Genomic DNA, 14,362 nt, shown 5'->3' with positions numbered 1-14,362 from the left:
TCGAATAAAATAACCGACAACGTCTAACTTTAATAGTACATCCAGTAGGTTAACCCTACGACTATTTTTTATCTGTGCTCTTTTCTGGCATCGGAATGTGCATGGTAGTTTGCAACAATCCTTTCGATTTATTAAAAATCTTGATGCCGTTTTCGCGCCCAGCACGCCGGGAGCGTTGCTCTTCCTGCGGCAACTTCAGCTCTTCCTGACAGATATCACTACAGCAACCAGCAAACTTTGCCGCACAGGTCGGACACTGAATAAATAGTAAGTGGCAGCCATCATTCTTACAGTTGGTATGCGTGTCGCAAGGTGTACCGCACTGATGGCAGTGGGCTATCACATCATCAGAGATCCGCTCCCCCATCCGCTCATCAAAAACAAAGTTTTTACCGATAAATTTCAGCGGCAACCCCTGTTCTTTTGCTTTACGGGCATATTCGATAATACCGCCCTCAACGTGATAAACGTTTTTGAAGCCATTGTGCAGCATATAGGCGCTGGCTTTCTCACAGCGAATCCCACCAGTGCAATACATAACAATATTTTTCTCTTTGTCATGTTGCAGCATATCAACCGCCATTGGCAATTGCTCACGGAAAGTATCAGAAGGGACTTCAATGGCATTTTCGAAATGGCCTACTTCGTACTCATAGTGATTGCGCATATCAACAAACAAAGTATCGGGATCATCAATCATCTGATTAACCTGATCGGCCTTCAGATAATGCCCTATATTACTGGGATCGAAACTCTCGTCATCAATACCGTCCGCCACAATGCGTTCGCGAACTTTCATGCGCAGCACCCAGAATGACTTCCCATCATCTTCATGAGCCACATTCAGCCGCACCTGATCTAGTGCAGAATGTGCGGCAAACAACACGGTTTTGAACTCATCATAACGATTAGCGGGCACACTGATTTGTGCATTGATCCCCTCTTTAGCCACATAAACCCGACCAAACACGCCGAGTTTAACAAATTGACTATAGAGGTCGTCACGGAAGGTTTTGGCATCTTCCAGAGTGAAATATTTATAAAAAGAAACTGTGGTGCGCGGTTCGGTTTCAGCCAACATGCGCGCTTTAAGTTCCTCATTAGAAATTCGGTTATGTAACACTGGCATGGTGTACGTTCCTGTCTTTCGAAGAGGTTACTGATAAAAATTTAATTATTGCTCAATGGGTTAGGTAATTCATTAGACGGCTAATCACGTTAATTCATTGTACAATAGAACTGATGTTTCACCACGGGACAGCCGTGCGGCGCATATAATACCTGAAACATTACTGCGGAACATCTTTAGCGGTAATCACTATCAGTAAAAGCGGAAAGAACGATCCCAGTGAGTAAGGCAATTCCGGCAGCAATCAGCAAAGAGAGGGTTTGCCAGTAAGCCCCCATATAACCCAATATGCCACCGACGACCAATAAACCCGCACTGAGTCTTGCTACTGCCATCGACGGCTCTCCGATAAGAATGAATGAAACTCATTTATACATCGGGAATATCATAACGTAGAAATAAAAATCCCTCTTCAATTGAGAGGGATTTAAGTCAAAATTGATAGCCTGCTAGCTAATCACTTCCAATCTGGCTGGTAGCCCTTGCCGAACCGCGGCACCACTGACCCAATCCAGCCAGGTATTGGGGACTTCTCGCGTTGGATCAGTAAACCCCAAGTCATTCAGATTGCTCCCCTGACCGATACGCGGGTCTGACGCCATGATCACACCATCCAACGAATGTGTTCTGGCACCCATCTCGCGATGTCCATAACCATGTTCAATAGCAACCACACCAGGCATAACACCATCCAATAAACTTACCTGTACCTTCATCTGACCACCGGGGGTCATCAGGCGTACACTGTCACCGTGCTGTATCCCGTAGCGCTGAGCATCGGTTGGATTAATCGCCACCAAATTGGTGGGTTTGACCGCGCGTAAGCGCTCAATCATCGCAGTAGAACTGCTCATGAGATGAGACTTGAAGGACATCAAGCGCAAAGGCCAGTCAGTTGCCGGATAATGGGTAAAGACATCGGAACCATCGGCCAGACGAGGTGGATACCAAGTCGGACAGCCGCTATAACGCTCGCCGGTTATCGCATGGTGATGTTGCGCGACATTTTCGTTCCAGATTTGCAGTGGCTTTTTCCACTGCGGCCCGGTGGCATCGCCATTCCAACTTTTCTCATAAGGCGCAAAACGCCCACCACGCGCCAACAGGTAAGCCACTCGGCGCTGCTCATCAATATGCAGACTGCGTTGTAAGTCGGGCCATAAGCGATCGACGCCGGTTAATTTCAGTTCTTCATCCGAGGCTGGTGGCAGTGGTTTTTCACCGCCATAAGCAATATTGGCCGCGGCCCGTAAATAGTAATCCTCGGCCCGCTCCAGCGACAAATTGTTTCCCTGGCTGTCCTGCATCGCATTGGCACCGAACCCCGGTAATTGCAATGCCTTGGCCACTGCAATCAGGAAGCTCTCCATGGCCACAGGCTCGCCTTGAGCCGTGCGGACAGTACGTGATGTCACCACGGGCCAGCGGGCAGTGCTGGCTTTGACCAGTACCCCGGCCCAGGGCGCACTGAATCCCCAACTCTCAAAATTATGGGTATCCGGTACGATATAATCCGCCAATGCGGTGGTTTCATTCATAAAAGCATCAATGGCAATAAACAGCGGCAATTGACGTGGATCTTGTAGTTTCGCCTCAATCAAGTTGCGCAGCCCCGCGACCCCGTACAGCGGATTAGTCATATGGCTAATCCATGCCTTAAGCGGATAGGGATAACCCGCCAATGCCGGTGCCAATTGTTCGGTCAATTGCCCACCGACAAAGGGATACCATGGGCCACGGGCCGGATAGCCAGGCTGACCCTGCTGAATCTTTTGCTGATACTCTTGCGATTGTTCATAGGGCTGCTTGCTGCGCGATAGCGGTAAGCCTTTTGGTTTTATCATTCCAGCGAAAGTAGCTAACTGATAGCGAGAACCATCAGCAAAACCATCAAACTTCCCCCCCCAACCGAAACTCCACCCTTAAGATTCAAATTACCAATCAGGGCATTGAGCATCATGACCGCCCAGGTGGTATAAAAACCGTTACCCCCCATCATGCCACCATGGGAGATAACCGCAGCCTGACGCTGGTAAGCCGTAAACTCTTTCGCCAAACCAACCATCGTCTCTGCTGGGACGCCGCATTGCTGGCTGTATTCTTCCAGAGTAAAACGCTCTGCCGCTTGCCGCAAACACGCCATACCTGATTGCACCTGCACAATTTGACCATCATGTAAGGTGACCTCGCGCGTGACAAACAATTGAGCGTGTAATGCTAATGCAGCAGGCTGCAATGTACCGTCAACCCCTTGCACTAATACCGGTCTCTCTTCAGCTTCGGCCACTGACTCACCACTTAGCTGGCTGGCACGTAGGAACTGGCCTGCCAAGGGATGGGTTTCAGTGGTTATCACCAGATGGCTGGCATTGGTCCAACTGCGCTCACCCGCCGCTTGCATGGCAACCTCACCAGGAACGGACAAATAAGCGTGGTTAAAACGATTCTGTTCGATAATCCAACGAATCATCCCCATTGCCAGTGCCGCATCCGTCCCCGGCAACACCGGAACCCAGCGGTTATGCTGATTAGCCAATGTGGTTGTCAGTGGCAGCGCGGGGGCGACCACCACATAATTGAAATCATCACGCTGGCGAGCATTGGCTAGCTGACGCCCTTGCCGCTTAAATGGGTTGCCAGATTGCGCAGGCGACGTCCCCAAAAATAGGGCAAAACGGACGTTATCCCAATCAGGCTTAACATGGGCATTTTTATCTAAATCCCCCATCAACGCACCTGAACCGGCACGATACGCCAAACCACAATATGCCCCGTGGCTACCGAGATTTTTAGTGCCGAACGCTTGATGAGCAAAACGTCGGATAAAAGCATCGCGCCCATCATCACCGGCGTTAGTCACTAGTAACTGATTGGCTTTCGGCCCCAATGAGGGCTGCTGAGTATCAATGGGGGTAATCAGGTCACGGATAGCCCGCAACCCTTCAACCGGCCCCTCGCCAAAGAGATCACCGCCTTCGGTCACTTCCGCCACCAATTGCTCAAAGCTGATACGCTGCCATTTGCCACTGCCCCGTGGCCCGGTGCGCTTCATTGGCTCGGTAATACGATAAGGGCTATCGACCCCTTCTAATAGCGTCGCGCCGCGCGCGCAAGCCGTTGAACGCCCGGCCATGCCTGACTCTCCACCTAAACGTTGCAGCGCTTCACTTAGTGGTAACTGATACGGAAAATGGTGGTCATGAGACAACGGATGATAAGGGTTACCGGCGATGCGCAGGATTTTATTGTGCTGGGTATCGACTCGCACCCGTAAGCCACACAAGGTCCAACAACCAAAACATTGTGTCATTGAAACCGCTTGTTGCGGATTGGCCTGCCACTGCTGCCCAATACGTCCTTCTGGTGCTAATGCGTTGGCACTAACAGGATCGAGTGTAAGCTTTCCGGCACTACCATCAATCAGGCCAGCCAATGTTTTGCGTGCCACAGCATGATAACTGGCAGCAAATGCAACCACGCCCCCCAAGGCTAAACTGCCTTTTAACCATTGACGCCGTGTAGACTTAGCCATGATGCATTTCTCCTTTCACTGTTTTCTCGCCTGAAACTGTTTTTTCACTTGAGACTATTTTTTCACTTGAGAATTGTTGTTCAAGCCATCTGACACCTTCACGGATAGCAATAATCACCGCTATCCATAATCCGCATGTACCCACCACGGCCAGCAATCCTTCACTCCCCAGCGGCAACGAATAGGGATTGGTTAACACATTGTATTTAGGCAACGTTTGAGTATGCATCAGCAATAGCCAACGTACCGACCAACACAACGTCAGGGCTGCCAGTGCCTGAGCCACTACCATCCCGCTTGATAAGGTTTTTTTCCTGTTGAACAGCGCCATTGCCAAAAGCAATAGCCACAGCACCACAGGAAATGCTGCCAAAGTCTGGGCATGCATAGCCCAGTAGCGCAGAGCCTGTGCCGAGGCATTATCACCACTGGCCCACAGCACAGTAACCAACGCCAGCATCATTAAATTGATGGGTTGCCAGCGCGCCAATGACACCTGATAGTGCGGCTCACGCCATAGCTAGGTAGCCAGTAAAGGCGGGATCGTCTGCCAGGCAGTCAGGAAGATAAACAGTGGCAACCATAAACTAAACCACAGGGGTTGGGCGCGCAGGATTGACACCTCGCGGCCGGTATAGAGCAAAATAGTGATAGCAGAAAACGCACAGAGTCCGGCTAATCCTGTCAATAATCGCGCTAATGGTTTTGCCCGCAATCGGCTGTAGGTCAGCGCCAGAAAATAGGACAACACCAGCAGGGTAAACAAGGGTAAGAAAAGAGACCCCCATGACATCCACGACCACGGCGTAAAGTGGGCATAGAAGTGCCAGACGCGGGCCGGTTGATGTAGGTCCGCATTGAGCGCCAATGGCGCAACCACCACCGCAGTCACCGCCAACATCAGTGCAGCAAACTCCAATGGATTCTGCTGATGGCGAGAGAACATCCGTTGCCAGCAGGCAAACAACACGCCACTACAAGCCAGCCCGATAAAAAAGAAATACTGCACCGCCCAAGGCAACCAGGCGATATCTTGTGGGCGAGCTAAAATTTCACGGATCATGGGTGTACCTCCTGCCAGAGCGCGGGTTGGCCCTGCAATGGTCGGGTGAAAATGTCATTTAGCCCGAGGTAAAACACTTGAGGGTGAGTGCCTTGCTCCGGTTTCAGCACTTTAATGTCAGCGGCATGTTCTAGTAGCATTTGGCGCAATATACTGTTGCCATCGCGTAAATCACCGATAATCCGCGCCCCGCCGACACAAGACTCCACACAGGCAGGCAGCAATCCAACATCCAGACGATGAACACAAAAAGTACACTTGTCCGCAGTTTGGGTACTGTGATTGATAAAACGAGCTTCATACGGGCAGGCCTGAACACAGTATGCACAACCAACACAACGGGTATTATCGACCACCACAATGCCATCTTGACGCTGATAAGTGGCCTGTACCGGACAGACTGGCACGCAAGGCGGGTTATCGCAGTGGTTACACAGGCGGGGTAGCAATACATTGGTGACACTTTCTGCCCCAGACAGGGCAATTTGATACTGATTAACTGTGGTACGGAACTGGCCTTGTGGCAGTTGGTTTTCAATCGCGCAACTGACAGTACATGCCTGGCAACCAATACAGCGGCGCAAATCAATCAACATGGCGTAGCGCCGTTTGATATCACCTTGTTTGCGTGCCGGTTCCATCCGCCAGCCCGCATCCGCCAATGGTACCAATGCTGCGCCAGCAGTTAAGCCCCCGAGCCGCTGTAGAAATGCTCTTTTTCCTTGATCCATTTTTCTTCTCATCTGCTTAATAACAATGCTCTTAATTCAAGGATTGTAGAAATCGACGAGCAGAAGCCCTATTGTGGTTTTCCACATTCCCTTTAAGGACTTGATCCAGGACAATTGCGCACTGCGACGGGGATCATAAAAAGGAACATGCATGAGTTTCAGAGGGCTGGTGATAGTGCTGTTTTGGTGGTTTTCAACCGCCCATGCCAATGATTGGACCATTGGCGTGCTGGCATTACGCGGTGATGCTCAGGCGCAAGCACATTGGCAACCGTTGGCCGATCGCCTTAATCAGCACTTGCCTGGGCAGCACTTTCAGTTATTACCCTTGGATTTAAATGCGATGAAAAGTGCGGTGCAGCAGAACCGAGTTGATTTTCTGCTGACCAATCCAGCGCAATATGTGCAAATTGATAACCACTATCCTCTGCGTTGGTTGGTCTCTTTGCGTTCCAATCATGAGCCAGACAGCACCAGCCGCAATGTGATCGGTAGTGTTATTCTGGTACGCGCTGACAGTGATATCCATAATCCCCAAGGGTTGATTGGCAAACGCGTTGGTGCCGTCTCTCCCGATGCCTTTGGCGGTTACTTGTTGGGATACAAAGTGCTACGCGATGCGGGGCTGCAACCAGAACGGGATTTTCAATTGCATTTTTCTGGCTTCCCGGTGGATGCGTTAATTTATCTACTGCGTGATCGCGCTATCTCCGCGGCTATTGTGCCCACCTGCCTGCTGGAAGATATGCAGGCAGAAGGATTAGCGCATACCGCTGACTTTAAGCCGCTATTGGCGAAGAGAACCGCCATTCCATGCCTGAGCAGCAGCGAGTTATACCCGAATTGGTCGTTTGCCGCGTTATCACAGGTACCGGATGAATTAGCCGATAATGTTACGCGGATTTTGCTCAGCCCCGATGGGGACAAAACACCACAATGGGGTGCCCCCTCCTCCACCAGTCAGGTCGAAAGTTTATTACGTTCAATTAATCAACATCCCCAACAGCCGCAGTTCTGGCAACAGACTCTTGAGTGGGCACAACAACATCGGCTGTTGATCGTCGCCATCGCGGTGATTCTGTTATTGCTCGCGGCCAATCATATCTGGGTGGCGTTTCTGGTGCGTCGTCGCAGCCAGCAATTGGAGCAACTTCACCAGCAACTTAGGGCTAGGGAAAGTGCGTTGGAACAAGCTCAGCGCCTGAGTATTCTCGGTGAGATGGCCGCGGGATTCGCTCATGAACTAAATCAGCCGCTCAGCGCTATTCAGCATTACGCCGATGGCTGCGCTATTCGCCTGCACCGGGAACAGGCTGATCACTCATTACTGCCCATTTTGAGTCAAATCAGTCATCAGGCCCAACGCGGGGCTGATACCATTGCTAACTTACGGCTGTGGGCAGGAAAACAGCCGGCCATGAACAGCTCTGCCGCCTGCCAACCATTACCTGCCTTGGTTAATCACCTCTGGCAGTTACTGGCAGCCACCAATCCAGCGCCGTGTTGCACGTTGCATACTGATATCGAGGCATCATTAGCGCTGCATTTACCGCCCACGCTGCTCGATCAGGTCTTGTGTAATCTGATCACTAACAGTTTGCAGGCCGGTGCCCACCAGTTATGGTTCAGTGCTTATCAGCAAGCCGATGTGGCAATATTAATTTTGCAAGATGATGCCGGTGGCCTGACGGCCGAACAGCTCAACCAGCCTTTGACCCCATTCCGTTCCACCAAAAGTGATGGCCTCGGTCTCGGCCTGGTCATTTGCCAGCGATTAATCTGTCGCCAGGGCGGAAATCTGGCACTACTTAACCACATGGCCGCCAATGATAAGATTGGACTACGCGTTACCCTGACACTGCCACTTAACCCAAGCGAGGAGCTTACTCTTGTCACTGATTCATCTACTTGATGACGATATTGCCGTCACCGACGCTTGCCGTTTTTTGCTGGAAAGCTTGGATTACAAAGTGAAGGTATGGCATGACGGTGAGCGTTTCCTGGCCCAGGCTGATTTATATCAATCTGGTGTATTACTGCTCGATATTCGTATGCCGCTGCTAGATGGTACGCAAGTCTATAACCAGATGCGCCAGCGAGGCAGCACGCTGGCCGTCATATTCCTTACCGCCCATGGAGAAGTGCCGCAGGCGGTTGAGCAGATGAAACTGGGGGCGGTTGATTTCTTACAAAAACCAGTCGCGACTGCGCCGCTGATTACCGCCTTACAACAGGGCTTCCAGCACACAGAGCAGTTGACAGCCCGCCGACAGGTACAACTGCGTTATGCCTCGCTGACGCCACGGGAACAGATGATTGCGCAATGGGTTATGCAGGGTTTGATTAATCGGGATATCGCCGACAAAGCTTGTGTGTCTGTCAGAACCGTAGAAGTGCATCGGGCTAAAGTGATGGAAAAGATGGCAGTTAACAGTCTGGCTGAGTTAGTCAGCTTACTGAATCCGTTCAAATAGCCAAATTCAATCATGGTTATTTAACCATCAGATAGGTGATTTAATCGGCGGGATCTTCAACCAAAAGGCATAAAAATGGCTTTTTGGTGCGGTCTGTTTTCCTGTAAGCCACTAAAAATGTCACAATAGGCTACCTTAAATGACAGATGAATACGTTGGTATGGATGACCGGCAACTGCCTATTGAGGTTCGCTAAAGAACCACATATCCGCTATCAAGAGTAAATAGTTAACTGTCCGACTGAATTACAATAACGCAGAGAACAGATATGCAAGTTCCTTCTTTTGAACGCTCACTGCTACACCCTCGTTATTGGCTGACCTGGCTTGGCCTCGGTATCCTCTACCTATTGGTGTTGCTCCCCTACCCAGTTATCTATGTCCTGGGCACCTCCCTTGGTCGCTTTTCTATGCGTTTTCTCAAACGGCGTAAACGGATAACACAGCGTAATCTCGAGTTGTGCTTTCCTGATATGCCACAGGCTGAACGCGATGAACTGCTGGTTAAGAACTTTGAATCAGTAGGGATGGGGTTATTTGAAACAGGCATGGCTTGGTTTTGGCCGAACTGGCGCATTGAGCGCTGGTGTAGCGTTAGTGGTCTAGAACACATTCAACAAGCACGAGAGGAAGGCAAAGGGGTTTTATTGATCGGCTTGCATTTTCTTACGCTGGAACTGGGTGCCCGCATCTTCGGTATCTACAATCCGGGCATCGGTGTCTATCGCCCGCATGATAATAAAGCCATGGACTGGATGCAGACTTGGGGCCGGATGCGTTCAAATAAAGCCATGTTAGACCGCAAAGATCTGAAAGGAATGATCCGCAGCCTAAAACAAGGCGAAATTATCTGGTATGCGCCGGATCATGATTACGGTCCGCGCAGCAGCGTATTTGTGCCCTTGTTCGCTGTCGAACAAGCGGCAACCACCACTGGGACTTACCTGCTGGTACGTATGGGTAAACCGGCAATTATTCCTTTCACGCCGCGTCGTTTACCTAATGGCAAAGGTTATCAACTGCTGTTGCAACCCGCGGTAGAGAACTTCCCGTTAGATAATGAAGTGGCGGCGGCCGCGTTTATGAATAAAGTGGTCGAAAAAGAGATTGCCCAAGCCACAGACCAATATATGTGGCTACACCGGCGTTTTAAGACCCGGCCAGAAGGCGCGCCTTCATTGTATGAATAGCATGACTTATTCAGAAATAGAATATTGCTAATGGTAATGAGAATTAATTTATATCAATTTTTTTGATACACTTCGTCAGATTTATCCGCTAGGCAAATAAGATTTATCTGACGATACTGAGAGTAATTAATCTTAGTTATTATCCGGTTATTTTCTTTTTTAATAAGGATATATATGCTCGCAACACTTAATCTCTGGTTCACTCGATTAACAGACCATCCTAACGGCGGCAAACTATTATTACGCCTAACGTTCGGTGTCTTGATGTTATTTCATGGTGTCGCCAAAATTCAGCATGGCACAAGTTGGATAGCCGCGTCTTTACAGGCGCAAGGCATCCCCAGTTTTGTCGCCTATGGCGTTTACATCGGCGAAATTGTCACCCCGATCCTGATTATTCTTGGTCTGTTTACCCGCCCTGCGGCGTTCGTTTACGCCGTTAACCTGCTGGTTGCAGTATTAATGGTCGGTACGGGGAAATTCTTTACCCTGACCCAAGTCGGTGCTTGGGGTTTGGAAAACGAAGCTATGTATTTCCTCGGTGGTGTCGCTATCATGCTACTGGGTAGTGGCCGTTATTCCGTGACTAAAAATGAAGCTTACCGCTAATCACTGGCGCTAAATAACAAATATCAGACTAACCACTTCGCCTTTGGCGGGGTGGTTTTTCCTGTTTTCTGTGCCAGCTGTAACATCATGCTAATGCCACAACTTCTGTGTTATTACCAAATAGAATAAGCATATCCATCCATTTCAAACCACCTTTCCATTTTATAAAAACTAATATTTATCTCATTGATGTCGCTGCACTATGAGCGCATACTTATCAGGCTAAGTATCTGCTTCTCGTGCTTTGCCGCCCCTTCAAACGCCCTACTGACGAATAAAGAGACGCAAAGCAATCACTTGCTTAATCGGTAATTTATGACCTCGGCGCCACAACCTGTTAACTGGAAAAGAAACCTATTTGTCACCTGGTTAGGCTGTTTTCTAACCGGTGCTGCATTTAGTTTGATCATGCCATTCTTGCCATTGTATGTGGAGGAGTTAGGCGTGAGCGGTCACCAGTCATTGAATATGTGGTCCGGTCTGGTATTCAGTATTACTTTTCTGTTTTCTGCCATTGCCGCCCCCTTCTGGGGGAGCCTGGCTGATCGTAAAGGGCGGAAAATCATGCTATTACGCTCAGCGTTAGGCATGGGGATCGTGATGGTTTTAATGGGTATGGCACAGAATATCTGGCAGTTTCTGGCATTACGTGCACTGCTGGGACTACTGGGTGGTTTTATTCCAAATGCCAATGCACTGATCGCCACTCAAGTACCGCGCAACAAGAGTGGCTGGGCTTTGGGGACGCTCTCAACCGGTGGAGTGAGCGGTGCATTAATCGGGCCACTGATCGGCGGGTTGTTAGCGGATAACTATGGCCTGAGACCGGTATTCTTTATTACCGCGGCGGTGTTGTTGCTCTGTTTTGCTCTAACCTGGCTGTATGTCAGGGAGCAGTTTGCACCGGTACTGAAAAAAGACATGCTTAACGGGCGGCAAGTATTTAACTCCCTGAAGAACCCAAAGTTAATCCTGAGCCTGTTTGTCACCACCATGATAATCCAGATTGCTACTGGCTCAATTGCGCCGATCTTGACGCTGTATGTGCGCGAACTGGCCGGTGATATTCATAATTTGGCTTTCGTCAGCGGCATGATTGCGTCAGTCCCAGGGGTTGCTGCATTGATGAGCGCGCCGAGATTAGGAAAACTGGGTGATAGAATCGGCCCAGAGCGCATTCTGATTGCCATGCTGGCTCTGTCAGTGCTTATCCTGATCCCGATGGCTTTCGTGCAGACTCCATTGCAATTGGGTATTTTGCGCTTCTTGTTGGGGGCAACGGATGGTGCATTGCTCCCTGCGGTACAGACGTTACTGATTTATAACTGCACCAATCAAGTGGCTGGCCGGATTTTCAGTTATAACCAATCGTTTCGTGATGTCGGTAATGTCAGCGGCCCGCTACTCGGGGCTGCGGTTTCTGCCAGCTATGGTTTCCGCGCTGTATTCTGTGTAACTGCTTTGGTGGTGCTATTTAACGCGATCTATTCTTACTGGTGTTTACAGCGCCAGCCCTTAAAAGCACGGCAACGTGAGGTTCAACAACAGCAAGATAGCTAAAGATTAGAGGGGTAACCCAACCGCCGGATACCAGCATAAACCATCCTAAGTCCCTAAACAAAAGCACGTATATTCCTGCTCTTTTCTGCCCGAATCCTCCTGAGATGCACTGACAAAGACCCCATCAAACGTTAATCCCTCGCCAAGTTGCTGTTTATTGTGTTTTTATGCGAAAATTTTTTATTTCAGCACTCTCTCATGTCAAAATAGCCATAACCTATTGATTTAACTTATTGATAAATAATATTAATAATAAGATTAAATAATGAAACTTAGTCCCTATCTTTTGTAGTGAAATGCACTCAAAGTCAGAAAGATAACCCTGATAAATGCGATGTGTATCGACTTTTCATCTAAAAATACGATATAACCCCGATAGGCAGCAAAAAATGACGTTATTATTGCGTTAAATTCTACTGTAACGAGTGTTAACCCTGATAACTGGCCGTAGTGCCAAAGGGGTGAACATTCGATGATGGCTTATTCGCCCGACTTTAACGGCGATTCTATGGGAAGACTTTATGCAAACCTCTGTTAACTCCGAAGGCGGCCGCACGTTCTTTGGCCATCCTTATCCGCTCAGCGGCCTGTTTCTTTCTGAAATGTGGGAGCGTTTCTCGTTCTACGGCATCCGCCCACTGTTAATTCTGTTTATGGCCGCCACTGTATTTGACGGTGGTATGGGCCTGCCTCGTGAGCAAGCCTCCGCTATCGTCGGGATTTTTGCCGGTAGCATGTATCTGGCAGCATTACCCGGTGGCTGGCTGGCTGATAACTGGCTCGGCCAGCAACGTGCAGTCTGGTATGGTTCTATCCTGATTGCACTGGGTCATCTGTCGATTGCGCTATCAGCGTTCTTCGGCAATGACATGTTCTTTATCGGTTTAGTGTTTATCGTGCTGGGTACCGGTCTGTTCAAGACCTGTATCTCAGTCATGGTCGGCACCCTGTATAAGCCAGGTGATGCCCGCCGCGACGGTGGTTTCTCTCTGTTCTATATGGGTATCAATATGGGGTCATTTATCGCGCCGCTACTGTCAGGTTGGTTGCTGCGATCCCACGGCTGGCACTGGGGTTTTGGTATCGGCGGTATTGGTATGCTGGTCGCACTGGTTATTTTCCGTGGTTTTGCTATCCCAGCGATGAAACGCTATGACGCAGAGGTCGGGCTAGACTCAAGCTGGAATAAACCGACCAATCAGCGTCAAGGGGTTGGCAAGTGGGTTGCAGGTATTATGGTGCTAGTGGCGGTGCTGATTACCCTGATATCACAAGGGGTTATCCCGATAAACCCAGTATTGATTGCCAGCTTATTGGTCTATGTTATTGCGGCCTCAGTAACACTCTATTTCGTTTATCTGTTTGCCTTTGCCAATATGAGCCGTAAAGATCGCGCTCGCCTATTGGTGTGCTTCATTCTGTTAGTGTCTGCGGCGTTCTTCTGGTCAGCCTTCGAGCAGAAACCAACTTCATTCAACCTGTTTGCTAATGACTATACCAACCGTATGTTTATGGGCTTTGAGATCCCAACGGTCTGGTTCCAGTCAATCAATGCGCTGTTTATTATTCTGTTGGCGCCGGTATTCAGTTGGGGCTGGCCTGCATTGGCGAAGAAGAAAATTCAGCCCAGCAGTATCACTAAATTTGTCATCGGTATTTTATGCGCGGCGGCCGGTTTCGCTGTGATGATGTATGCCGCTCAGCATGTGCTTAGCAGTGGTGGTGCCGGTGTTTCACCGCTGTGGCTGGTGATGAGTATACTACTGCTGACACTGGGTGAATTGTGCCTTAGCCCGATCGGTTTGGCCACCATGACCCTACTTGCACCAGACAGAATGCGCGGCCAGGTGATGGGCTTGTGGTTCTGCGCCAGTTCTCTGGGTAATCTGGCAGCAGGCCTGATTGGCGGACATGTTAAAGCTGACCAGCTTGATATGCTGCCGACACTGTTCGCCCGTTGCTCAATTGCATTGGTTATCTGTGCGGCAGTGTTAATATTGCTTATCGTACCGATTCGCCGGCTGATGAATAATACTCAGGGCCAACAAGCCGCCTGATGCATGCACTGCAACCTC

General features: G+C 49.6%; 9 protein-coding genes and 2 pseudogenes. 6 read left to right on the top strand and 5 right to left on the bottom strand.

Going from position 1 to position 14,362, the window contains the following annotated elements; translation table 11 throughout:
• Nucleotides 1–61: 61 nt before the first annotated feature.
• From trhO to ttrB, 5 genes and pseudogenes are all read right to left on the bottom strand, one after another.
• On the bottom strand, nucleotides 62–1,129 hold the full coding sequence (gene trhO, locus V1955_RS08680) for an oxygen-dependent tRNA uridine(34) hydroxylase TrhO (RefSeq protein ID WP_442820795.1): 1,068 nt from the start codon (nucleotides 1,127–1,129) through the stop codon (nucleotides 62–64).
• Nucleotides 1,130–1,305: 176 nt separating this feature from the next.
• On the bottom strand, nucleotides 1,306–1,464 hold the full coding sequence (locus V1955_RS08675) for a hypothetical protein (protein ID WP_193784639.1): 159 nt from the start codon (nucleotides 1,462–1,464) through the stop codon (nucleotides 1,306–1,308).
• A 114-nt stretch (nucleotides 1,465–1,578) separates the two neighbouring features.
• A pseudogene (gene ttrA, locus V1955_RS08670) lies at nucleotides 1,579–4,661 on the bottom strand (tetrathionate reductase subunit TtrA).
• A pseudogene (ttrC, locus tag V1955_RS08665) lies at nucleotides 4,654–5,724 on the bottom strand (tetrathionate reductase subunit TtrC). The pseudogenes ttrA and ttrC overlap by 8 nt, the downstream one beginning before the upstream one ends.
• Entirely contained in the window at nucleotides 5,721–6,455 is a 735-nt protein-coding gene (gene ttrB / locus V1955_RS08660; protein WP_083158507.1) for a tetrathionate reductase subunit TtrB, read from the bottom strand. Before ttrB ends, ttrC begins: the two are co-directional and overlap by 4 nt.
• Nucleotides 6,456–6,606: 151 nt before the next feature.
• Between ttrB and ttrS the strand changes: the two genes are divergently transcribed.
• From ttrS to V1955_RS08630, 6 genes are all read left to right on the top strand, one after another.
• Nucleotides 6,607–8,367, top strand: coding sequence for a tetrathionate respiration histidine kinase TtrS (gene ttrS / locus V1955_RS08655; RefSeq protein ID WP_442820794.1), 1,761 nt, complete (start codon nucleotides 6,607–6,609; stop codon nucleotides 8,365–8,367).
• Nucleotides 8,345–8,929 (top strand): tetrathionate respiration response regulator TtrR, encoded by a 585-nt coding sequence (ttrR, locus tag V1955_RS08650; protein WP_083158505.1) that lies wholly within the window; start codon nucleotides 8,345–8,347, stop codon nucleotides 8,927–8,929. The genes ttrS and ttrR overlap by 23 nt, the downstream gene beginning before the upstream one ends.
• A 268-nt stretch (nucleotides 8,930–9,197) precedes the next feature.
• Nucleotides 9,198–10,118, top strand: coding sequence for a Kdo(2)-lipid IV(A) acyltransferase (locus V1955_RS08645; RefSeq protein WP_442820793.1), 921 nt, complete (start codon nucleotides 9,198–9,200; stop codon nucleotides 10,116–10,118).
• A gap of 174 nt (nucleotides 10,119–10,292) precedes the next feature.
• On the top strand, nucleotides 10,293–10,727 hold the full coding sequence (locus tag V1955_RS08640; protein WP_083158503.1) for a DoxX family protein: 435 nt from the start codon (nucleotides 10,293–10,295) through the stop codon (nucleotides 10,725–10,727).
• Nucleotides 10,728–11,042: 315 nt separating this feature from the next.
• On the top strand, nucleotides 11,043–12,287 hold the full coding sequence (gene mdtG / locus V1955_RS08635) for a multidrug efflux MFS transporter MdtG (RefSeq protein WP_083158502.1): 1,245 nt from the start codon (nucleotides 11,043–11,045) through the stop codon (nucleotides 12,285–12,287).
• Nucleotides 12,288–12,808: 521 nt separating this feature from the next.
• The gene (locus tag V1955_RS08630) at nucleotides 12,809–14,344 is read left to right on the top strand and encodes a peptide MFS transporter (RefSeq protein WP_420073491.1); all 1,536 of its coding nucleotides are present in this window, start codon (nucleotides 12,809–12,811) and stop codon (nucleotides 14,342–14,344) included.
• Nucleotides 14,345–14,362 lie beyond the last annotated feature (18 nt).

It is taken from the genome of Yersinia sp. 2545 StPb PI (assembly GCF_052217125.1).
In the GTDB taxonomy this organism is placed as follows: domain Bacteria; phylum Pseudomonadota; class Gammaproteobacteria; order Enterobacterales; family Enterobacteriaceae; genus Yersinia; species Yersinia enterocolitica_E.
The sequence above is the reverse complement of the archived record's forward strand: the minus strand, read 5'-3'. Positions and strand labels throughout refer to the sequence as shown.